Annotated in this window: 19 protein-coding genes; 15 read left to right on the top strand and 4 right to left on the bottom strand. The window is 52.8% G+C overall.

The window, feature by feature from the left end:
* Positions 1–56: 56 nt before the first annotated feature.
* The 5 genes from BLV85_RS02620 to BLV85_RS02600 are packed head-to-tail and all read left to right on the top strand — an operon-like array spanning position 57 to position 4588.
* Positions 57–977, top strand: a complete 921-nt coding sequence (locus tag BLV85_RS02620; protein ID WP_090411887.1) for a Tim44 domain-containing protein — start codon at positions 57–59, stop codon at positions 975–977.
* Positions 978–995: 18 nt separating this feature from the next.
* On the top strand, positions 996–1736 hold the full coding sequence (locus BLV85_RS02615; protein WP_090411831.1) for a metallophosphoesterase family protein: 741 nt from the start codon (positions 996–998) through the stop codon (positions 1734–1736).
* Positions 1726–2358: an NUDIX domain-containing protein gene (locus tag BLV85_RS02610; RefSeq protein ID WP_245725055.1), complete on the top strand. Its 633-nt coding sequence runs from the start codon at positions 1726–1728 to the stop codon at positions 2356–2358. Before BLV85_RS02615 ends, BLV85_RS02610 begins: the two co-directional genes overlap by 11 nt.
* Positions 2359–2360: 2 nt before the next feature.
* Complete coding sequence (locus BLV85_RS02605) at positions 2361–3770, top strand: NfeD family protein (RefSeq protein ID WP_090411829.1); 1410 nt, start codon at positions 2361–2363, stop codon at positions 3768–3770.
* Positions 3771–3814: 44 nt separating this feature from the next.
* Positions 3815–4588 (top strand): slipin family protein, encoded by a 774-nt coding sequence (locus BLV85_RS02600; RefSeq protein ID WP_425433772.1) that lies wholly within the window; start codon positions 3815–3817, stop codon positions 4586–4588.
* A gap of 266 nt (positions 4589–4854) precedes the next feature.
* Here the strand turns inward: BLV85_RS02600 and BLV85_RS02595 are convergent, their stop codons facing one another.
* From BLV85_RS02595 to BLV85_RS02585, 3 genes are all read right to left on the bottom strand, one after another.
* Positions 4855–5370 (bottom strand): CNP1-like family protein, encoded by a 516-nt coding sequence (locus tag BLV85_RS02595; RefSeq protein WP_090411827.1) that lies wholly within the window; start codon positions 5368–5370, stop codon positions 4855–4857.
* On the bottom strand, positions 5367–7349 hold the full coding sequence (locus BLV85_RS15870) for a DUF3501 family protein (protein ID WP_090411825.1): 1983 nt from the start codon (positions 7347–7349) through the stop codon (positions 5367–5369). The genes BLV85_RS02595 and BLV85_RS15870 overlap by 4 nt, the downstream gene beginning before the upstream one ends.
* 231 nt (positions 7350–7580) lie before the next feature.
* Entirely contained in the window at positions 7581–8000 is a 420-nt protein-coding gene (locus BLV85_RS02585; protein WP_090411823.1) for a rubrerythrin family protein, read from the bottom strand.
* 1272 nt (positions 8001–9272) lie between these two features.
* Here BLV85_RS02585 and BLV85_RS02570 point away from each other — a divergent pair.
* Genes BLV85_RS02570 through BLV85_RS02565 form a run of 3 tightly spaced genes read left to right on the top strand, consistent with a single transcriptional unit; the run spans position 9273 to position 13088 of the window.
* Positions 9273–10337 (top strand): cupredoxin domain-containing protein, encoded by a 1065-nt coding sequence (locus BLV85_RS02570; RefSeq protein ID WP_143032276.1) that lies wholly within the window; start codon positions 9273–9275, stop codon positions 10335–10337.
* Between the two features lie 37 nt (positions 10338–10374).
* Positions 10375–10710, top strand: coding sequence for a hypothetical protein (locus BLV85_RS15600; protein ID WP_245725053.1), 336 nt, complete (start codon positions 10375–10377; stop codon positions 10708–10710).
* Positions 10596–13088: a beta-propeller fold lactonase family protein gene (locus BLV85_RS02565; protein WP_342707013.1), complete on the top strand. Its 2493-nt coding sequence runs from the start codon at positions 10596–10598 to the stop codon at positions 13086–13088. Before BLV85_RS15600 ends, BLV85_RS02565 begins: the two co-directional genes overlap by 115 nt.
* 90 nt (positions 13089–13178) lie before the next feature.
* On the opposite strand, the gene BLV85_RS02560 is transcribed toward BLV85_RS02565, so the two are convergent.
* Positions 13179–14066, bottom strand: coding sequence for a DMT family transporter (locus tag BLV85_RS02560; RefSeq protein WP_245725052.1), 888 nt, complete (start codon positions 14064–14066; stop codon positions 13179–13181).
* A gap of 98 nt (positions 14067–14164) precedes the next feature.
* On the opposite strand from BLV85_RS02560, the gene dapC reads away from it, so the two are divergent.
* The 7 genes from dapC to hemB all read left to right on the top strand — a co-directional run bounded on the left by dapC (position 14165) and on the right by hemB (position 21622).
* Complete coding sequence (gene dapC, locus BLV85_RS02555) at positions 14165–15361, top strand: succinyldiaminopimelate transaminase (RefSeq protein ID WP_090411815.1); 1197 nt, start codon at positions 14165–14167, stop codon at positions 15359–15361.
* A 21-nt stretch (positions 15362–15382) separates the two neighbouring features.
* Positions 15383–16204, top strand: coding sequence for a 2,3,4,5-tetrahydropyridine-2,6-dicarboxylate N-succinyltransferase (gene dapD, locus BLV85_RS02550; protein WP_090411813.1), 822 nt, complete (start codon positions 15383–15385; stop codon positions 16202–16204).
* A 184-nt stretch (positions 16205–16388) separates the two neighbouring features.
* A complete protein-coding gene (gene smbP, locus BLV85_RS02545; RefSeq protein WP_342707011.1) occupies positions 16389–16736 on the top strand; it encodes a small metal-binding protein SmbP in 348 nt (115 codons plus the stop codon).
* A gap of 307 nt (positions 16737–17043) precedes the next feature.
* Positions 17044–18033 (top strand): biotin--[acetyl-CoA-carboxylase] ligase, encoded by a 990-nt coding sequence (locus BLV85_RS02540; RefSeq protein WP_090411811.1) that lies wholly within the window; start codon positions 17044–17046, stop codon positions 18031–18033.
* Between the two features lie 45 nt (positions 18034–18078).
* Positions 18079–18912, top strand: coding sequence for a type III pantothenate kinase (locus tag BLV85_RS02535; RefSeq protein ID WP_245725051.1), 834 nt, complete (start codon positions 18079–18081; stop codon positions 18910–18912).
* Positions 18913–19014: 102 nt separating this feature from the next.
* Positions 19015–19635, top strand: a complete 621-nt coding sequence (gene yihA / locus BLV85_RS02530; protein WP_090411809.1) for a ribosome biogenesis GTP-binding protein YihA/YsxC — start codon at positions 19015–19017, stop codon at positions 19633–19635.
* A 979-nt stretch (positions 19636–20614) separates the two neighbouring features.
* A complete protein-coding gene (gene hemB / locus BLV85_RS02525) occupies positions 20615–21622 on the top strand; it encodes a porphobilinogen synthase (RefSeq protein WP_090411807.1) in 1008 nt (335 codons plus the stop codon).
* Positions 21623–21723: the final 101 nt, after the last annotated feature.

The following is a 21723-nucleotide window of genomic DNA, read 5'->3' as shown; positions in this document are numbered from 1 at the left end:
GGATGGTGCTATACTCGATATTCGAAATATATTTTTGACTCACGGAGAGATTCATGATGAGAATACTAACACTTTTGACGCTAACCTTGTTTACCTTCAGTTTGATGGCATTCGATGCCGAGGCCAGACGCATGGGTGGCGGAAAAAGCTTTGGCAAACAGCGCGAGTCGCTCAATCTCAACAAACAGCAGGCGGCTCCCAAACCGCAGCAGCCTGGCCAGTCAGCCACGGGTGCCGCAGGGGCAGCCGGTGCGGCCGCCGGGGGCAGCAAGTGGTTAGGTCCTCTGGCCGGATTGGCCGCTGGTGGCCTGTTGGCAGCATTGTTCATGGGTGGCGCATTTGATGGCATCAATTTCATGGATATTCTGGTGTTGATCGCGCTTGCGGCCGGGATATTCTTTGTGATCCGCATGCTGCGCAGATCCGCGGGCGGGCAGGCGTCGCGACCGATGCAGTATTCCAGCGCCGGAGCCGGGGGTGCGGCGGGCAGTGTGCTGTCGCCCAAGCCGGAAATGCCGGCTTCTTCTTCTTCTTCTCCCATTGGCGCGGCTGCAGCCAGTGGTGCGGCCAGTGGCGACACGTTTGAAGTGCCGGCGGATTTCGATGTGGATGCATTCCTCATGCATGCCAAACGCTCGTTCATCGGCTTGCAGGCTGCCAATGACAAAGGCGATCTGGAAGAAATCCGCGCTTATACGACCCCTGAATTGTTCGCCGAGCTGAACAAGCAGATCCAGGAGGAAGGGCCTGTTGCGCAACAAACCGAAGTTGTCTTCGTGGAAGCCAGCCTGGTCGATATGACAACCGAAGGCAATCAGGCGATCGCCAGTGTGCGCTTCAGCGGGCAATTGCGGGACGCACCGGATGCGCAGGCCGAGTCGTTTGACGAAATCTGGCATGTGCAGAAGGATCTCGACGATTCCCGTGCTGCCTGGCTGTTGGCTGGCATTCAGCAAGTGTCGGATATGAAACACTAACTGCAGTTTCTTCATACCATGCGCCTTGCAGTCGTCTCAGACATTCATGGCAACCTGCCTGCTCTGGAGGCGGTCATGGCGCACTGCAAGCGTCATGGTGTGGATCAAGTCATCAATCTGGGGGACTGTTTATCCGGTCCCCTCCTGCCTCTTGAAACCGCACAGTTTTTGATGGCCCAGGATTGGGTGCATCTGGCTGGGAATCACGATCATCAGATTCTGGCCTATGGGACACCAGCTTGTACCGATGTGGATGAAGTGGCGTATGAGCAATTGGGCGCCAGCGAGTTGGCCTGGCTGAAAACGTTGCCAGCTGTCAAATTGGTATGGCGTTCGGGGATTTTGTTGTGTCACGGCACGCCCAGCAGCGATCTCGAGTATTTGCTGGAAACGGTTGAACCCACCGGGGCACGCATGGCCAGCTGCCAGGAAGTGGAAGCGCGCCTGGGCGCGACGCAGGCCAAATTGATTTTGTGTGGACATACGCATAAGCCGCGCGCGATCCGGGTTTCATCCGGCCAGCTTGTGGTCAATCCGGGCAGCGTGGGATTGCCGGCTTTCGACGATGCGACGCCCTATCCGCATGTGATCCAGACCGGTTCTCCGGATGCCCACTACGCTTTGCTTGAGCGTGTACGCAATGAGTGGAGCGTGGCGCTGGTATCGGTGCCTTATGATTATCGATCGATGGCGAAGCTGGCGCAGTCACGCCATTTCTATGATTGGGCGCATGCATTGGAGACCGGTTATGTCTCGTGATTCAGCGCGGCCAGCGCAAGCGGAAATGGGATTTGAGGTGCTGGAGAAAGTCATATGTTTTCAGGGCTTTTTCCGCATGGAGCGGTATCGTTTGCGGCACCACAAGTTTGACGGCGGATGGAGCCGTCCGATTACCCGCGAATTGCTGGAGCGGGGACATGCCGCCGCAGTGTTGCCCTATGATCCAGAAAGGGATCGGGTGGTGCTGATCGAACAATTCCGGGCGGGTGCTATGTCAGCACCGGGCGGGCCTTGGCTGCTGGAAATCGTGGCGGGGATGATCGACACGGATGAGTCGGCTGAGCAGGTTGTGACAAGGGAATCGGTGGAAGAGGCGGGCTGTCATGTCAGCGATCTGATTCCGCTTTACGATTATCTGATCAGTCCTGGTGGCACGACCGAGCGGATTGCGCTGTTTTGTGGGCGTGTGGATACAACCGGGATCGGTGGTATCCATGGCCAGGCCGAGGAAGATGAGGATATCAAGGTCCATGTCATGGCGTTGGCTCAGGCGCGGGCGTTATTGAATAGCGGCCGGATCGGTTCGGCCAGCGCCATCATCGCCTTGCAATGGCTGCTGCTGAATCGGGAAATTGTTCGTCAACGTTGGCTATCGGGGTAAGCATGCATACATACAGATCCAGTCAATATTTCATGATGCGATGTGTCGGGTTGCTTGGGCTTTTGCTATGGGCTGGTATTCTGTTCGGGCAGGTGAATGCGGAGGACAACAGCCGTGCCAACGGCCTGGCGGTGTGGCTGGATGTCGAGGGAGCGATTGGCCCGGCGACGCATGATTACGTCAAACGCGGCCTAGCCAAGGCGGTGGAGCAACAGGCGCGAGTGGCCATCATCCGCATCAATACGCCAGGCGGTCTGGATGTGTCGATGCGCGAAATCATTCAGGAGATCATTGCCTCGCCGATTCCAGTCGTCGGTTATGTGGCGCCGGGCGGGGCCCGCGCGGCCAGCGCGGGTACCTATATTCTCTATGCCACCCATGTTGCTGCCATGGCGCCGGCGACCAATCTGGGCGCGGCCACGCCGGTAAAGATCGGTGGATTTCCACAATTGCCGGATGCGCCGGATGGCAAGCCGGGAGACGAACAAACGAGACAGCCCCGCACCCAGGATGCCATGACGAACAAAATCATCAACGATGCGGTGGCCTATATCCGTGGTCTGGCCGAGATGCGGGGACGCAATGCCGATTGGGCGGAGCTGGCGGTGCGCGAGGGCGTCAGCTTGACCGCCAGCGAAGCATTGAAAGAAAAAGTGATCGACCTTGTCGCGGAGGATATGGACGATTTGCTGGCCAGGATCGATGGCCGCCCGGTCAATGTGCTGGGGCAGGAGATGAGCCTGTCCACGCAGTCGTTAACACTGGCCCACATTGAGCAGGACTGGCGGACGCGCCTGTTGGCGATCATCACGGATCCCAATATTGCCTATATCCTGATGCTGATCGGCATCTATGGTCTGATTCTGGAGTTTGCCAATCCGGGCACGATTATTGCCGGTGTGATTGGGGCGATCAGTTTGTTGCTGGCGCTGTTCGCTTTCCAGGTATTGCCGGTCAATTATGCCGGGGTTGCGCTGATTTTTCTTGGCATCGTCTTTATGCTGGCAGAGGCGCTGATACCGAGTTTCGGCGCCTTGGGTATCGGGGGGGTTGTCGCCTTTGTCATCGGCTCCATTATGCTGATTGATACTGAGATACCGGGATACGGCATTTCCATTCCACTGATTGTGACATTCACGCTGCTTTCGGCGGGATTCTTTATATTTGTGCTCGGTATGGTGCTCAGAGCCAGAAAGCGGCCGGTGGTTTCAGGCAGTGAGGAGCTCTTGCACAGCATGGGTGAAGTCGTGGAAGATTTTGAACATGAAGGCTGGATTCGGGTGCATGGCGAATTGTGGCGGGCGCGGGCGCATACGCCGCTGTCATCCAAGCAAAAAGTGAAAGTGACGGCTGTTGATGGCTTGATGTTGGAAGTGAAACCTTGTCTAACCGATCATACTAAGGAGCGTTAATCATGGATTTCAATATGGATGCGGATATGCTATATGCCATTACGATGGTGCTTGTCTTCATTGCTTTTTTTCTGGCCAGTGCCTTCAAGGTGCTGCGGGAATATGAGCGCGGAGTGGTATTCATGCTCGGACGGTTCTGGAAGGTCAAGGGGCCGGGGCTGGTCATCATAATCCCGATCATCCAGACGATGGTGCGGGTCGATTTGCGTACCATTGTCATGGACGTGCCCAGCCAGGATGTGATCTCCCGGGATAATGTCTCGGTGAAAGTCAATGCAGTGATCTATTTCCGCGTGGTGGATGCGCAAAAGGCGATTATTCAGGTTGAGGACTACAACATGGCCACCAGCCAATTGGCGCAGACGACGCTGCGATCTGTATTGGGACAGCATGAACTGGATGAAATGCTGGCCAGCCGGGATAAGCTGAACAATGATATCCAGGCGATTCTGGATGATCAGACCAATGCCTGGGGAATCAAGGTGGCCAATGTGGAAATCAAGCATGTCGATCTTAATGAAACCATGATCAGGGCAATTGCCAAGCAGGCCGAGGCTGAACGTGAGCGTCGCGCCAAGGTGATCCATGCTCAGGGTGAATTGCAGGCCTCCCAGCATTTGCTGGAAGCGTCGCAAGTGTTATCGAAACAGCCTCAGGCTATACAACTTCGTTATTTGCAGACGCTGACAGAAATCGCTGGTGAGAAAAATTCTACGATCGTTTTTCCGCTGCCGATGGAATTTTTGTCTGCTTTACAGAAAATAACGGAAAAGCAACCTGACAATAATAAACAGCCGAGTAGTACCAACTCTTTGTGATGCGGTGTTCTCATCTCTCGTTATCATAACGGCATAAAACCAGCCAAAGCAATTCCCCGGTTTTTTGGGAACTACTAAGAGGCTGTCCGAGAATAGACTGATCTACTGCGGACGAGCCTGATTGGCCAGATTTTCCGATCCTTTTCGTTGAATAGAACAACTATTCGCCTCAAATGATCGAAAAATCCAACTCAACCAGCCTCGCCCTCGTTACGATCGCTATTCTCGGGCAGCCTCCTAGGATTGCTTTGGTTCCTGCGGTAACTTCAGCGCTCAAGCTTGGGATGAATGCCTGCCTTGAGCGCGCGGATGGCTTCACTGGCGAAGCCTACCACCAGTCCGCGCGGACAGAAATAATATTTGGCCAGTTCCTTCTGGGCATGGAGTTGCGCGACATGTTCCAGTGGCTGCCACGCTGACGCGCGTGCGCGCACCCACTCGCGCGTGTCACTGTTTCCCAGCGCATAGCGCTTGTGTTCGCGGGTCTCGCAGCGCAGACCCTCATACGAAACATTTTCCGCGCCTTGTGCCGAGCGGATGATCAAGCTGTAACGAATGATGCGTTTCTCATCGACGCTGATCGAGTCGGCGTCGATGAAGTAGCGCAGAGTTCTGGCGGGGCCGGCATCGAATTCGAGTAAATTCTCCGATTGCGGGTAAGCCGGAAGGAGCGGTTGAATCGCGCCCCATTCCCGATTGTGATCGAGCGTGTCGATGAATTCGCCGCTGCTCGCGCAAGCAGTCAAGAATAGGCACAGAGACAAGCGGCAGGCAGTTTTCATCTACTGACCAGATCTTTGGCGAGTGCTGTGCGTATGTTTTCTTCGACAGCCGCTATGGTCGCCTGATAGGCGGGATGATCGACTCCGATGCTCAAGGCTGCGCCCTGATGGAGCGCCTGGATCATGGCCGGGGTCAATTCGAAACGAAGGAAATGGACGGCGGATGTTTTTTCCTGATTCTCGCGTTCCAGATCTTCATCGGCAATGGCATGGACAGGATCATGTCCGGCTATTTTGAGCCATATTTTGTCTTCGATGCCGATCATTTGCGCCAGCCGCTCCGCCCGTTCAGCTGGGTCGGCATATTCGATCAGCATGGTGGCTTTCCAGTTATGGCCATCGGGAATGAGCGGATTGTAAACTTCGAGCTCCTGCAGGATGCCTTCCTCATCGAAAATCTTTTCAGCCCGCAGCATTTCCTGGATCTGATAGCGGATAGTCAGTTCATCTTCGAACAGAAGGGTCACATGCTCGCCGAGGTGCACGCAGCGGTGTTTTTTATGTGCCATGACCTCGGAGCGGAACGCGTCCCTGGCTTTGGCATAGGCTTCCAGCGTCATGAGGCTGTCGCGTGATAATTTGGTCATCGGTTTGTCTCCTGGAATGAAGGGTGTCTCGCTCTCTGGAGACGTTGCCGGTAATCCGGCCGGGTCATCTCCATAGGCCATGCGCAGCAATGTTAGGGGATGCAGGGTCTGCAGTGGATCATCGCCGATGCCCTGGTGGATATGCCGTCCGGCGATCGCGCAGTCGGAACTGATGTAATCGGGTGCCGCGTCCGCCATTTGTCTGAAAACAGGGCGGCCGATTTTCATTGAATCCTCGAAGTGCTCCTGTTTGACGCCCCATGTCCCGTCATGGCCCGAGCAGCGCTCGACGACAGTGATTTGTGTGTCGGGAATCATCTGCAGCAAATCGCGGGTTTTTTTGCCAAGGTTCTGTACCCGCAAGTGGCAGGGGATGTGGTAGGACACTTTGCCCAACGAGTGCTTGAAATCGGTTCTGAGCAAGCCATCGCGATGGCGGAGCATGAGGTACTCAAACGGGTCAAAAGTGGCTGCGGCAACGGCCTGTACGGCTTCGTCATCGGGAAACAATAGCGGCAGTTCCTGCTTGTACATGAGTGTGCAGGAAGGGACTGCCGACAGGATGGCATAGCCTTCCCGAGCGAGTTTTGCCAGATGGGGAATATTCCGGTTTTTGAGAGCTTCCACACTTTCCAGATCACCGAGCTCCAGCTTGGGCATGCCACAACAGGCCTCTTTTTCGACTAGGCGGGCAGGAATTTCATTGTGCGCCAGGACGCGCAGCAGATCATGGCCGATTCCAGGCTCGTTGTAATTGATGTAGCAGGTGGCGAAAATTGCAACTTTGCCCGGTGTATGCGCGCCGTCCCGGACGGCAAAGCTATCGTTGGCTTGTGCGTGGGCGCGGAAGGTCTGGGCGGCATAGGACGGTAATTTTCTGTTCGGATGAATACCGAGCGCTTTGCTGAATAGTTTGCGTGTGGCCGGTGTCTGGGTGATGGCGTTGGTGGTCTGCACTACGACGGGAATCGTGGCCAGTTTTCCCATGGCGTCGGTGCTGGATAGCAGTTTATCGCGGAAGCGGGCGCCTTGCTGTTTGTACTTGACCGCCTTGGCGCGCAGCATCAAGTGCGGAAAATCGATATTCCAGGGATGGGGCGGCACGTAGGGACATTTGGTCATGAAGCACATGTCGCACAAATAGCAGCGGTCGACGACTTGCCAGAAATCCTGTTTGGCAACGCTGTCCAGTTCCCCGCTGGCGCTTTCGTCTACCAGATCGAACAGGCTCGGAAAGGCTGTGCACAGGTTGACGCACCGGCGACAGCCATGACAGATATCGAACACTCGGTACATTTCATCGTACAGGGCGTTTTCATTATGGAATTGCGGGTTTTTCCAGTCAAGGGGCTGTCGTTTGGGGGCGTCCAGACTGCCTTCGCGAGTTGTCATGGGTCAAGTAGAAAAGGTATAAGTTCAACAAGAAATTCTGCCAGCGGATAACTGGTTTTTACGCGTGTCAATATAATCCGGTGAAGCGCGCGCTTTTCGAACAGGAGCGGGTTGGTTGCCACTGCCGATAATCAGCCTGGCGTGCCGTATGGGACGACGATTCTCACCTGGTGGGCACTTCAGACCGCTGCAGGCCGCGTGGCTTGCGCACCGGTCTGAAGCGTAGGACAGTTAGTCAGTCAGGCTGTCCAGTGCCCGTTGGAAGCGGTTGGCGTGCGAACGTTCCGCTTTGGCCAGGGTTTCAAACCAGTCGGCAATTTCGTCGAATCCTTCATCGCGGGCAGCCTTGGCCATGCCAGGATACATGTCGGTGTATTCATGGGTTTCACCGGCAATGGCTGTTTGCAGGTTTTCGCGCGATGAGCCGAATGGCAGACCGGTCGCTGGATCGCCGCAAGCTTCGAGATATTCCAGGTGGCCATGCGCATGGCCGGTTTCACCTTCAGCGGTGGAGCGGAATACGGCCGCGACGTCGTTCTGTCCTTCAACATCGGCTTTGGCTGCGAAATAAAGGTAACGGCGATTGGCCTGAGATTCGCCAGCAAAAGCGGCTTTCAGATTCGCTTCGGTTTGAGATCCTTTCAGTTGCATGGTGCTCTCCTTTTAATACAAAAGTAAAAAATGATTAATTTTATTATGTGACTGAAGTATGGCCGGATACCAGTAGGCTGCCCGAGAATAGACTGATCTACTGCGGACGAGCCTGATTGGCCGGATTTTACGATCTTTTTCGTTAAATAGAACGACTATTCGCCTCAAATGATCGAAAAATCCCGCTCAACCAGCCTCGCCCTCGCTACGATCGCTATTCTCGGACAGCCTCCTAGTACTCCGTTCCGTCAATTAGCTTACAAATGAAATCGATGGATTCGCCTGCCAGGCTAGGCGCAAACCGCAGTCATAGCCGTAGCTATGGCGAGGATTTGCAACAACGCATGACAGGCGAAGGCGCGATTTCATGTAAGCGGTTTGGCGGAACGGAGTACTAGATTGTCTCGCGCGCGCATTTCATATTGGATCTAAACGGAACAATCCCGTTCCTGCGGGAATGGTGCGGATAGCCCGCTTTGGTATCGATGCTGGTAAAAATGCGCCACGCAGACTAGCGAACGGCCTTGTGCTTGTCAACTCGATTATAAACCCTGTATTTCGCGATTCAAAATTTATATCGGGCTGAGCCCGGCCAGCGAGGACTGGCTGTCATCGTGCATAGTATGCGGAAGGGGGAGGGGGTTAGCTGCTCCGCCGGGTTGCGCTGCAACAGTGATCATTCTTGAAGAAAGTCGTGCAGCAGAAGGGTTGCTGACGGTTTTCAATGCAATTCTGAGAGAGCGGTTGTCGATATTTTTTACACCCCTTTTTTCTTGTAGACGGTTTTTGAGTTTCTGTAATCAATTGTTTATGTATGTTTTATTGTGCGGAGATGCGCAGATAGCATGATATGCCGCTGAAAAAATGTTCGAAATGGCGACGGAAGATGTCGAGTTTTCTTACGTGCGTAAGTATTCCCCCTAGATGCCCTGCGGGTGCGGCATTTTGTCGCATCTATAGGGATTATCTGTGTAGGGATAGTCAAAGAAAGGCGTAATAACTGGGTAAGAAATGTCGGTTTTTTTTACAATCAGACGCCTGCTTTTATCGATTCTAGCCATAGCGGCTAATGGAGCCGCCCCCTGCGACCCAATGAAATCCATACTCATGTTGTGGATATAGCGCCTCCATTCATATTCAATATGAATTAATATAATTTTTTGGCATAAATGTTGCCCTTATTCTTTTGCAGAGTCTTTTGTTCTTTCTTGATTTTTTGGTAATGGCTCTGTTTTGCCATGAAATCAATAGGTGTAAAGGGGGATGTAAAAAATGAAGCAAACTGCATTAAGTTTTGTGGGCCTAAGTTGCCTGCGGTTTTCCCAAAGATGTGGATGGTTCGATTGTAGCAGGCAGAATCCAGGTAGCTTCTGGTCAAAGTCTATCAATAGTGGACTGCCCATCACATTTGTCCTGATGTCGGCAATCCTTGCACTAGTATTATTGCCTGCTAGTGCAAGTATTGCCGCTGAGCATGTAATTAGAATGTCTGCAGAAGAAGTTGCAGCCTATGATGATGGGTTGGGCAATAAACTGTTGGGTTACAAAATGCTTAGCCATACCGTTGACGGCAACGATATTACTGGTCGGTATAGTCCTTACGCGACGATTCCCGGGCCGACTTTATTTCTGACTGAAGGCGACACAGTCAAACTGACGATTGAAAATGAAATTTCTGATGGATTTGATGAAATTACTGATGTAGATCACCATCTAGGGAAAATCAGCAACCAAGTCAGCGTGCATGTGCATGGCGTACATTACAAAATAGTCAGTGATGGCACCCTCAAAGTAATCAATCAACTGGAAGACCAGGGCGCGGGAGTGGGGCCAGAAAACACTTTTCACTATTACACCTACGAATGGGATGTGGCGCTGGGAACAGCCGGCACCTGGCCATACCATGACCATAACTATGAAACGCATAATGGTGCGGAGCACAAGGGGCTATATGGTGCAATCATTGTGGATTCTGTCGGTGCGCCCCAATACGCAAAGGAATATGTTCTCTATTTGACGGATGATTCTTTCTGGGGAATGGAGATCGATGGTGTAACCAAAATTCAAAGCAAGCATGGCAGTAATCCCGGCCTGTCAGCTGCAAGAGGCAGCGATGTGAGGTTTCACGTGATTCCATTGGGCACCGATCTCCATGAGTTTGTTCTCGATAGTTATCGCTGGAGCGACCCAGGGACAAGAAGGCGTATTGATCGTGCCGTGATCGGCCCACTTGAAAAACATGTCTTCGCTGTTCGAGCCAACCGAAGCGCGTATTACCGCGACAAAAATTTTACTAACGATTTAATGGGTGTGCGTGGATTGTTTGAAGTTCGCTAAGCGAGCGAATTTACAGAATATTGATAGGGAAGAGAAAATGAATAGAAATATTGCTGGATTTAAAGATTCGATTGCCACGTTAATGGCGCTGCTGCTGTTTGCGGTCGCGCTATTGGCTTCTCCCATGGTGTTGGCGGCTGTTCATCATATCGCATTGACAGCGGAAACACTGCCGAATGGTCAGCTGGCTTACAAGCTGGCTGGCCAACCCAGCAGACCTGCCAACGAATACAGGGAGAAACACTGCCGAATGGTCAGCTGGCTTACAAGCTGGCTAACAGTGAGCAAGCGGTTATTCCAGGTCCGACTATATTCGTTAAAAGAGGTGATCGAGTCAATGTCACCCTTACAAATAATACCGCCGTGCCGGTAGGATTTAGCATACCGGGCCGACCGTTGCTTGGTGCAGCAGCCAAGGCACTGCCGGGTACAAGCAGAAATTACAGCTTTACCGCCAGTACTGTGGGTGCCTTTTTATATCATGGGGATAACGGCAAGGAGCGCCTGGGATTATTCGGCGCACTGATAGTGGATAACAAAGATCCTAGACCATTGGACCACTACGTGGATGATGATGGTGCGATCGTACCGGTTACCCAGGATAACCTGGACAAGCAATATGTGCTGTTTATGGTGGATTCAACATTCTGGGGTACCGAAATCTCTGCGGATGGCGCAACACAAAGACCGCTTTGGGCAAACCCGACGCCGGGTGCAGTTCTTGGCGAAATTGTCAGATTTCATGTTTTGTCGATTGGACCTGGCCATACTTTCCATATCCACGCACATCGTTGGTTGAAGGAAGGCACGGATAAAGTGATCGACACGAGAATACTGACCGATGGATTTGATACGCATTCATTTACCGTCAAGGCAGGATCAGGAGTCGGTGCGGGCGACTGGCAATTCCATTGCCATCTGATTGCGCATATGGAAGCAGGCATGCACGGCAACTTCAAAGTGGTGGAAGCCGGTGGCGATGGTTCGGCCATAGTCGGCGCTTCTCCCTACGGGCGGATTTTGTTGGGGCCTGAAGATGTGCCGGGTGTCGTGACTTTCGAAGTTTCGGATGAGCCAGCAAGCTGGTTCAGGAGCGCCCGGGGCGATGCGATTGTGGGTTTGCCTTTTGATATTAAAACCAAATCACTTGAAGTGATTGCTCCTGGCAGCAGTGTCAACTTTACGATGTCCGACACCAATGCGGTCCATACTATCAGTTCACTGCTGTGGCCGAGCGGTGCGGAGCATATGCCTTTCGATCAGTCTGCCGCCTATAAAGGAGGGGGATTTGTAACCTTGCATACACCTGGGCTGTATGTCTTTACTTGTAAGGTGCATCCTTACATGTTTGGGGCGGTCATTGTGGACGATCCCAGTACGGAGGGGCTCGATCTGGGTAATCCGGCGCAAGACTATACCATCGATCTCGTGACCGGTATCAGAGATTTGCCCACCAATAGCGATCTCGCGATCCGTTTGCTGACCACATTCTTTGTGGCCACCGCACCAGATAATTGGCAGGATTATTCATCGGGCGTATGGAACGTAACTTTTCCTAGTCTCCCTGTAAGAATTTCAGGCGCACCAAGAAGTGAAGCACTCACGGACGGAGGGGTGGCTGCGCCGCTGAGTATTCTTAATGTTGTGAATGCAGCGCTTCCAGCACCCAATCCGCCGTCAATTCCGGGAATCGGCGAGGTATGGGTCAATGCACAGTTTGAGAAAACCGCCAATAAAACCAAGCCTGGTACGATTACTGTGCTGGATGCAGGTGATTGGAAGGTCAAGCGCAAAATTGCGCTGCCTGCGATCAATCGTGAAACGGGCGCCATGTTGCACAATATCAAGGTAGGTGAAACGCCGTCGCATGTATTGACTTTGCCTACCAACGATCAGATTGTGGTGGCGATCAATGGCCAGAATGGGATGGCGATGATAGACGCTGGCGCCTCCGAAGTTAATAGAATCACACCCACGCAACCACATGGGCATAAATCGGCCCATCCACATGGTCACTGGGTCAGCGCGGATGGAACCAGGATCGTGACGCCGAATATTAATACCGATGATGTGGGAATTTATTCGGCAGATGGCGCTATCCAGTCCAGAACGGCGACAGGGAACAATCTTCCCGGTGCACATCCAATCGCCATTGGCATGATGCCTGATGACAGCAAGATCTATGCATCCAACTTGTTGCATCACACAGTCAGTGTGGTCAATGGCCATACTGGTGATCTAGTCAAAACCATTGATCTGATAGAAAACTATCATCCGATTACGGGCGAGATTGACGGTCCGGTTGGTGTGCTGCCGATTCAGATTCCTGTGTCGCCAGATGGCAAGGCGGTCGTGGTGGCCAATACCGGTGGGCAGATTATTGTCATTGATACGGAAACTGACACTATCGTCAAGATGTTCGAGTGTGATCCCGGCTGCCACGGTGCCAATTTTGGGGCCAAGGCAGGCGGCGGCTATTATGCTTATGTCACGAGCAAATTCAGTAACCGTATGTTTGTGGTCGATATTGATCCAAATGGTGATGGCAATATCGAGGATGTGGCGATCGCGGGTACTGTGTCCTTGGTGGCTGATGATGAAACGCTTAGGGATGATGGTATTGTCGGTATGGCCGGCATGGGTGGCCAGGGTGTGCTGGCGATTCCCAATGTGTATAACGGTTGGGTGCAAAAATTACCCAGTAATTTCAAAGAGAGTCTGACAGCTGCACAGCTTAACCCTGGTCAGTAAAGCTTGCACTAAAAATAAAAGGGAAAAGTTTTTGTAAAATTTCTCCCTTGCCGCCAACCGGATGCATACACCCGGTTGGCGGTTTCTTTTTTATGCCCGGTCACGATTGACTCTGGCGGAAAACAGACTGGCGGATACGATCAGGAGGCCGCCGACCCAGTCCTTGGCTGCCAGATATTCGTTTACGAGATAATGCGCGGCGAACGAGGCGACCACCAACTCGAACAATAAGATTACGATTGCCTGATTGGCCGGTGTGTGGGTCAGTCCGTACTGCCATAGCAAGCCGAGAAAGAACACCAGAAATCCTACATTCAGCAACAGCAGCCATGTCTCCGGCTGGAGCAGGAGGAGGTCGGGGATGTTGTCCAGCATCAGTGCCACGGAGAAGCCGATCAGGGCCGTACCGGACCAGGCGGCAAGTGATTTCAATCGTATATCGTGTTGCTGATCCTTGCGGACCAGTACATTGGTCAACGCGAACATAAATCCCCCGATGAGCCCCATCCAGTCGCCATAAGAGGCTGGCACCGGAAGTTTCTGGCCCGGTTGCCAGAGCAGCAGCAGGGCGCCGATCAGTGATGACAGAATGATGGCGTAACCATGTTTGCTCAGGCGTTCGGCAAGCAGCAGGCGTGCAAACAATATGGTCCAGAGTGGTGCCAGATAGAACAGAAATAGCACCCGCATCACTTCACCGTGAATGATTCCCAGTGTGTAGGCAACGCTGGCGCATCCGGCACATAGTGCGATTCCCAGCAGAAGAGGGAGCGCCGGGCCGCGGATTTTCGACAGCCTGATATGTTTGTGAAACAAAATCAAACCCGTCAGCAGGGCGATAAGATAGGTCAGTGCCGTCGATAATTCACCGCTGATGCCTGCTTGTTGCAGTAATCGGAATGGATACCAGGCCACACCCCAGATGCTGGCGCCTAGCAGCAAGGTGGTCATGGGCAGTATATTTTTTTTGGTCAACACTGCGTGCGCCCTTTATAATTGCTGTTTCGCACTTCTAACTTGCCCTGGAAACATATTTAATTCGCGAGCATCTTGCTCGTCGAGAACCTTGGAACAGCATGAATTCCTCGCTAGAAAACCTTCAGCCATACCCATTTCAGAAACTTGCCAAATTACTTGAGGATTTATCACCCAATGCCGCATTGTCACCGATTGGTTTGCATATTGGTGAACCCAGGCACGCGACCCCCGAGTTCATCAAGCGCGAATTGATCAATCGTATCGAAGGGTTGGCGCATTATCCCACAACCCTTGGCACAAGTTGGTTGCGGAGCAGCATCGCGACCTGGCTGGTGCGGCGTTATCATTTGTCTAACGTCAATCCAGACACGGAAGTGATTCCGGTCAATGGCAGCAGAGAGGCCTTGTTCGCTTTTGCACAGGCCGTTGTTGATACCCATGCCGGGGTGGAACCGGTTGTGGTGTGCCAGAATCCCTTTTATCAGATTTACGAAGGTGCGGCGTTGCTGGCGGGCGCCACGCCCCATTTCCTCAACTTGCTGCCTGAAAACAACTTTTCGCCGGATTGCGCGCAGTTGTCTGATGCGGTCTGGGCACGCACGCAGCTGACTTATATTTGTTCGCCTAACAATCCCACCGGCAGAGTGCTGTCGCTTGAAGAGTGGCAGCACTTGTTCGCGCTGTCCGATCGTTATGGGTTTGTGATCGCTGCCGATGAATGCTATTCGGAAATTTATTTTGATGAGGACCATCCTCCCCTGGGCGCCTTGGAAGCAGCGGAGAAGCTGGGGCGTAGCGGGTTTCCCCGGTTGGTGGTGTTTGGCAGTCTATCCAAGCGCTCCAATGTGCCCGGTATGCGCTCCGGGTTTGTGGCGGGCGATGCCACCATTCTCAAGAAATTCCTGCTTTACCGGACCTACCATGGCAGCGCGATGAATCCTGCTGTGCAGGCGGCCAGCACAGTCGCCTGGAGCGATGAGCAGCATGTGGCCGAAAACCGCGACTTGTACCGCGAAAAGTTTGCCAGCGCCATGAAGATACTCGGAGATACCTTGCCAGTCAGCATGCCCGATGCCGGGTTTTATTTATGGTTGAGAACCCCTGTCAGCGATGTCGAGTTCTGCCGGCGTTTGTATCATGAGGGCGGTGTCACGGTATTGCCGGGCAGTTATCTCGGGCGTGAGGCGCATGGGACCAATCCAGGTGAAAATTTCGTGCGGGTGGCACTTGTTGCCCCTGTGGCGGAATGTGTGGAAGCGATGGAAAGAATTAAACAAATTTCTAGTAAATCCTAATTCTATAATTTAAGGAGCCCTATGGAACAATTGCAAGCGACGATAGAAGACGCTTTTGAACGCCGCGCCGAGATTACGCCGCGTAATGTGGAAGCCAATCTCAAGGAATCCGTGGCGCAAGTCATCGATCTGCTCGATACCGGCAAACTGCGGGTTGCAGAGAAAATCAACGGCGAGTGGGTGGTGCATCAATGGATCAAGAAAGCCGTGCTGCTGTCTTTCCGGATGGAGGATAACAGTTTCATCAAAGGGGGGTTTTCCAATTACTTCGACAAGATTCCGTCCAAGTTTGCGGATTATAGTTCGCGTGATTTTCGCGATGGCGGCTTCCGGGTGGTTCCCCCGGCGGCGGTCCGCAGGGGTTCGTTCATCGCTGGCAATGTTGTGTTGATGCCTTCTTATGTCAATATCGGTGCCTATGTTGACGAGGGGACCATGGTGGATACCTGGGCGACTGTCGGTTCCTGTGCGCAGATTGGCAAAAATGTGCATTTATCCGGTGGTGTTGGCATTGGAGGTGTATTGGAACCTGTGCAGGCCAGCCCGACGATTATCGAGGATAACTGTTTTATCGGCGCGCGTTCAGAGATCGTCGAAGGCGTGATCGTGGGCGAGAACTCGGTGATATCGATGGGGGTGTATATCGGGCAAAGTACCAAGATATACAACCGCGAAACCGGGGAAGTCAGTTACGGCCGTATCCCACCGGGGTCGGTCGTTGTCTCCGGCAATCTGCCTGCCGAGAACGGGCGCTACAGCCTCTATTGTGCGGTGATTGTGAAACAGGTCGATGCCAAGACCCGTTCCAAAACCGGTATCAATGAATTGTTACGCGGCATATAGGGGTGCAAATAGGGCATATCTTTGCATATAGATATGGTATAAAAGCATATGCGTACAGTCTGCAAGGAATTGTATGGCCGCCTTTGGCGGGTGGCTGGATTCCAAGCATGTTCAAACTTGATTGCACGTATGGTAGAAAATTTTCTAGCACCATGTTTTAACTTTAATCTTTAAAGGAGGTAACATGATGAAAACCCTGACAAGCTTGGTTGCAGCGAGTGCCTTGGCACTGTGCATGAGTGCCCAAGTTTATGCAAAGGATGCAGGCCATACTTCTGAAGCAATGGAGCATGCGGGTAAAGCCCATGCGCATGGGGAAGACGGGCATGCCAAAGAGTTGCTTAAGCATGCAAAGAAAAGCCTGGATCATGCCAAGCATGCTTCCAAAGAACATGCTGAAGCCCATCAGCATATGGATGAGGCAATCAAGCATTTAGAGGAAGCGATCAAGCATGCTGAAATGGGGCATGCCGATGTCGCGACTGGACATATGGATGAAGCAATCAAGCATATGCAGAAATCTGGCCACTAAACGCAGATATAAAGACGTCCCCGGTTATAACCGGGGGCGTCTTGCGGGAAAAGAGATGAAATGAGCGGAATCTTCCGCTTTTTTTATGCGTGAGACAAGCAATACTAGGAGGCTGTCCGAGAATAGACTGATCTACTGCGGACGAACCTGCCAGGCTGGATTTTTCGATCCTTTTCGTTGAATAGAATAACTATTCGCCTCAAATGATCGAAAAATCCCGCTCAGCCAGCTTCGCCCTCGCTACGATCGCTATTCTCGGACAGCCTCCTAGAGAACACACCTGTCGGTAATTCAAACTAAACCGTCCATGAAGCCAGCGGCATTTGCTGTTTTAAGAAACCTGAGTGATGGCGATTACCATTCGGGTACGGCCTTGGGGCAGGCATTGCGTATCTCGCGAGCCAGTGTGTCCAATGCGCTGCGCGATCTGGAACAATATGGATTGGTCATTCATCGTGTGCGCGGCCGGGGATACCGCTGGCTGAATCCATTCCAGTGGCTGGATAGCGATCAGATCCGGCAGCATCTTGATGAAATGGCGGATGAATTTCAGATAGAGACTCTGGAGATCGCTGAATCCACTAACTCGTTGTTACTGCAACGGTCGGTCGAGCATGATTTTCCCGATCAACGCTGCAAGCAGGTCGTGGCGGCGGAGCTGCAGACGGGCGGGCGTGGCCGTCGTGGCCGGTCGTGGTTATCCGGCTTGGGAGATAGTTTGACTTTTTCCCTGCTGTGGCCATCGAAATGCACGGTGCATGCGCTTTCCGGACTGAGTCTGGCAGTGGGGCTCGCGATTATCCGCGCGCTGACCAGAATCGGTGTGCAGGGTGTCGCGCTCAAATGGCCGAATGATGTGCTGTTTGACACGCGCAAGCTGGCAGGTGTGTTGATTGAGCTGCATGGGGATATGCTCAGTCCGAGTACGGTAATTATCGGCATCGGTCTCAATCTGAAACTATCTGGCGGCGTCAGGGATCGCATCGATCAGGCTGTGACGGATATTGCTGGTATCACAGACCATATGCCCGATCGAAATCACCTGTTGGCGCTTTTGTTAAGAGAGCTGAAGGCAGTGCTCGATGTTTTCGAGCAGCAGGGCTTTCAGCCGTTTCAAGAGGAATGGATGCGTTATCATGCCTATCAGGACAGGCTGGTGCAGATTGATTTTCCGGATGGTACCGTCAAGCATGGCATTGCAAGCGGCGTGACTCCGAGTGGCGCGCTCCAGATCAACACCCCCGCCGGCATGCTGCACTTGAACAGCGGGGAAGTGAGCCTGCGTGGCGTGGCCTGAATTGCAAAATAGCTGTGTGGGGTATGGCGGTTATATAATTGGGGTGTGGGCGCGCCAAGCTATCGCACTGAATTGGGTTCGGGATGTTCTGGGCAGCATCCTTCTGTCCATCCGGTCGAGGAGACGGAGCTGAACGATTCATCTTGTTTATTGGCAATCGATTCCGGCAATACCGCCATCAAGTGGGGGGTATATGCTGGCGATCGATGGGTGGCGCGCGGTATGGTGCCGCAGCGCGAGCGCATGCAGTTGGCCCAGGCCTGGTCGGAACTGCCTGCGCCAAGCTTGATTGTCGTTTCAAATGTTGCAGGTTCTCTGGCTGCCAGAGAGCTGGAATTGCTGTTGGCGCGGTGGTCTGCGCCGTCAGTGTGGATAAAGGCGAAAGCCCGCCAGTGTGGCGTGCAGAATCGTTACACCAATCCCGGCCAGCTGGGGTGTGATCGCTGGGCATCATTGATCGCCGCATGGCACAGCCTGCGGCAAGGGTGTCTGGTTGTCAACGCGGGTACGGCCATGACGGTCGATGCGCTGACTGATACGGGAGAGTTCTTGGGGGGCATTATTGTGCCGGGCTTTCATTTGATGCGGCAGGTGTTGCCGAATCAAACTGGGGCGCTATCGGTTAGCACATCCGACAGCTTTCAGAAGTTTCCCCGCAATACGGGCGACGCCTTGTATAGTGGAGCAATCCAGGCATTGGTCGGCGCGTTGGAACGCATGTGCGACCTTCTGGCGGCGCATTCAAATAAAGGTAATTTAACCATTCTCTTGAGCGGCGGAGACGCAGCGTTGCTGAGTGCCCATCTCCAGGCGCCTCACCAGGTGGTCGATAATCTGGTGCTGGAAGGGTTGGTGGTGATGGCCCGGGAACCAGGGTGATCGCTCCGACCAGTAAGCGCATGCGTTGCCGGCATTGCTGCCAAGCGCTGAGTTTCATGTGCATGCACAGGATAGATAACAGTCAATAGAGAATCCAGACTTATGCCACATCCACTTTTCAAAAACGCTGAATTCTATACGACAGTCAATCATTTAAGAGATTTGCCCGATGCCACTGGCGTGGAGATCGCTTTTGCCGGGCGTTCGAATGCCGGCAAGTCAAGTGCCATCAATACCTTGGTAGGCCGGAGCAGATTTGCTTTCGTCAGCAAAACACCGGGTCGAACCCAGCATATCAATTACTTCCAGCTCGGGGATGGGCGCTACATGGTGGATCTGCCGGGATATGGCTATGCCAAGGTACCGCTGGCGATTCGTCAGCATTGGGCACATTTGCTGAGTACTTATTTGCAGACGCGCACACAACTCTATGGCATGGTGCTGATTATGGATATCCGTCATCCCTTGACAGAGCTCGATCGGCAAATGCTGACATGGTTTGCACAGACACAAAAGCCGGTCCATATTTTGCTGACCAAGGCGGATAAATTGAGCCGAAGCAAAGCCATGGCGGCATTGAACAGCGTGCGCCGTTTGCTTGCCAGTGACTACCCGCATTGTACCGTACAGACTTTTTCCAGTCTGACAGCCGAAGGCGTGGAGGATGCCATTCAAATATTGCAGAATTGGTTCGAAGCGGGCGCCGCCCAGCCAGGAGAGTAGGAAGAGTCGGACGGGCAAAAAAGAACCCCGGCCAAAGGGGATTAAACCGGGGTAATCGTCATGTTTACAACACCTCGCTTCAGGGAGGGGAAGCGAGAAGCAGTTGTTACCAACCACTTGCCTTTAAGATTCAGCGCATTCAGTTTAGTTCAATATTTATTATGCAGTTTTTATTTGCATCAGCATGACGTCCTGTCGCGCAGGATGCTGTCCTGTTGCAACAGCCTCGGCTGAACGGAAGCATGTCAGAGATGGGCGGTGTTAAAAGAATGGGAGCGATAAGAAAGCCCCCGGTTAAAGGGGAGTAAACCGGGGGAATTGCCTTGCTTGTATAAGGCCTCGCCTCAGGGAGGGAAGGCGAGAGGGGTCAATATCAACCACCTATCAATAAGATGCTATAAATCAGAATTAGTTCAGAAATTTGTCCGACAATTGAATGGCCAGATTCAATTCTCAAATATGCTCAAAGGCCGAGGAATGCTATTCGTTTATGACGGAAAAGTTTTCGGGGGGAGCGAGTGCCGGGATTCGGTTGGATCGGGCGATCAGGCAAAAAAAACCCCGGTTAAAGGGGATTAAACCGGGGGGAATCGCCTTGTTTGTAAGGCCTCGCCCAGGGAGGGAAGGCGAGAGGCAACCATCTCGGCTACCTGTTCTTAAGATGAGCTGAATTTAATTTAGTTCAACAATCGATTAAATTTTTTTATTATTTTTTTGTCACTAAGCAGCTGGCCCGCATTTGGCGCCGCGATAGCTTGTGCCTTGGCAGGTTAGGCAAGCTCTGCAACAGTCAAAATGCGTCATGGCGCGTTTGGCGAAGCCCTCCTGGAATATTGCAATATCAGCATATTCCTCTGGGTGTCGTGGCTTCGTACGTCTTGTGATGAACAGAAATGACCGATTGCTCGGCGTTTTCTCAGATTGGGTAGCCGGGTAACGGAATGAATAACCGATATTTTTTATTATTGATAAAACCAATATGACATTTTTTTGCCAATTTCCTCAAAAAAGAATGCGACGCATTCGCCGGGATGCGTTCTCACGCCGTTTAGTCAGGGAAAATCATTTGCGGGCGGATGATTTGATTTACCCCGTATTTGTTCTGGATGGAAGCAATCGTGAAGAGAAGGTGCCGTCAATGCCGGGCGTTGTTCGGCAAAGCATTGATCTGCTCTTGCGACAGGCAGAGCAATGCCTGCAGTTGGGCATACCCGCCATAGCCCTGTTTCCAGTCATCGATCCATCGCTGAAAAGCCTGACGGCGGGCGAAGCGTTCAATCCAGATGGCCTGGTGCCAAGAGCGGTCCAGCAACTTAAGCAACGCTTTCCGGAACTCGGCATTATCACCGATGTTGCACTTGATCCTTATACCAGTCATGGTCAGGATGGCTTGATCGATGAGAAGGGCTATGTTCTGAATGATGAAACCGTGAGTGTGCTGGAACGGCAGGCGCTCACGCATGCCCAGGCTGGCGCGGATATCGTGGCACCCTCGGATATGATGGATGGCCGGGTCGCCTCGATCCGTACGATATTGGATCGTCACCGCTGCATCCATACGCGGATATTGGCCTATTCGGCCAAATATGCTTCCAGCTTTTATGGGCCATTCCGGGATGCGGTGGGTTCGGCGGCCACGCTTGGCGCGGGTAATAAATATACCTACCAGATGGATCCTGCCAATTCAAACGAGGCCTTATGGGAAGCCGGTTTGGATATACAGGAAGGGGCGGACATGATCATGGTCAAGCCAGGCCTACCTTATCTCGATATTGTACGCAGAATAAAGGATGAGTATGGTGTTCCGACCTTTGTCTATCAGGTCAGTGGCGAGTATGCCATGCTGAAAGCGGCTGCAATGAATGGTTGGCTGGATGAAGAGGCCTGTGTGACAGAGGCATTGTTGTCCTGCAAACGCGCCGGTGCGGATGCGATCCTGACTTATTTTGCGTTGGATGTCGCGGCCTGGCTGCAGAAGCATGGTTGAGCGCGGGCAAGATCATATACCCTGACCGGGAATTTCAGACATGAACACTGCAGGTTCGATCCCGGTCTGATGGGCGGTGGCCAGCTGCCCCGCCCCCCCGT

Origin of the sequence: Nitrosomonas halophila, from assembly GCF_900107165.1 — a bacterium.
In the GTDB taxonomy this organism is placed as follows: domain Bacteria; phylum Pseudomonadota; class Gammaproteobacteria; order Burkholderiales; family Nitrosomonadaceae; genus Nitrosomonas; species Nitrosomonas halophila.
This window is presented reverse-complemented; position numbering and strand designations above follow the sequence as displayed.

Coding starts and splice junctions, on each gene's coding strand:
- dapD (WP_090411813.1), top strand. CDS start 15,383: ATGGAACAATTGCAAGCGACGATAGAAGACGCTTTTGAACGCCGCGCC.
- BLV85_RS15600 (WP_245725053.1), top strand. CDS start 10,375: ATGAATAGAAATATTGCTGGATTTAAAGATTCGATTGCCACGTTAATG.
- BLV85_RS02600 (WP_425433772.1), top strand. CDS start 3,815: ATGGTGCTTGTCTTCATTGCTTTTTTTCTGGCCAGTGCCTTCAAGGTG.
- BLV85_RS02595 (WP_090411827.1), bottom strand. CDS start 5,370: ATGAAAACTGCCTGCCGCTTGTCTCTGTGCCTATTCTTGACTGCTTGC.
- BLV85_RS02605 (WP_090411829.1), top strand. CDS start 2,361: ATGCATACATACAGATCCAGTCAATATTTCATGATGCGATGTGTCGGG.
- hemB (WP_090411807.1), top strand. CDS start 20,615: ATGACATTTTTTTGCCAATTTCCTCAAAAAAGAATGCGACGCATTCGC.
- yihA (WP_090411809.1), top strand. CDS start 19,015: ATGCCACATCCACTTTTCAAAAACGCTGAATTCTATACGACAGTCAAT.
- BLV85_RS02585 (WP_090411823.1), bottom strand. CDS start 8,000: ATGCAACTGAAAGGATCTCAAACCGAAGCGAATCTGAAAGCCGCTTTT.
- BLV85_RS02570 (WP_143032276.1), top strand. CDS start 9,273: ATGAAGCAAACTGCATTAAGTTTTGTGGGCCTAAGTTGCCTGCGGTTT.
- BLV85_RS02540 (WP_090411811.1), top strand. CDS start 17,044: ATGAAGCCAGCGGCATTTGCTGTTTTAAGAAACCTGAGTGATGGCGAT.
- BLV85_RS15870 (WP_090411825.1), bottom strand. CDS start 7,349: ATGACAACTCGCGAAGGCAGTCTGGACGCCCCCAAACGACAGCCCCTT.
- BLV85_RS02610 (WP_245725055.1), top strand. CDS start 1,726: ATGTCTCGTGATTCAGCGCGGCCAGCGCAAGCGGAAATGGGATTTGAG.
- BLV85_RS02615 (WP_090411831.1), top strand. CDS start 996: ATGCGCCTTGCAGTCGTCTCAGACATTCATGGCAACCTGCCTGCTCTG.
- dapC (WP_090411815.1), top strand. CDS start 14,165: ATGAATTCCTCGCTAGAAAACCTTCAGCCATACCCATTTCAGAAACTT.
- smbP (WP_342707011.1), top strand. CDS start 16,389: ATGATGAAAACCCTGACAAGCTTGGTTGCAGCGAGTGCCTTGGCACTG.
- BLV85_RS02620 (WP_090411887.1), top strand. CDS start 57: ATGAGAATACTAACACTTTTGACGCTAACCTTGTTTACCTTCAGTTTG.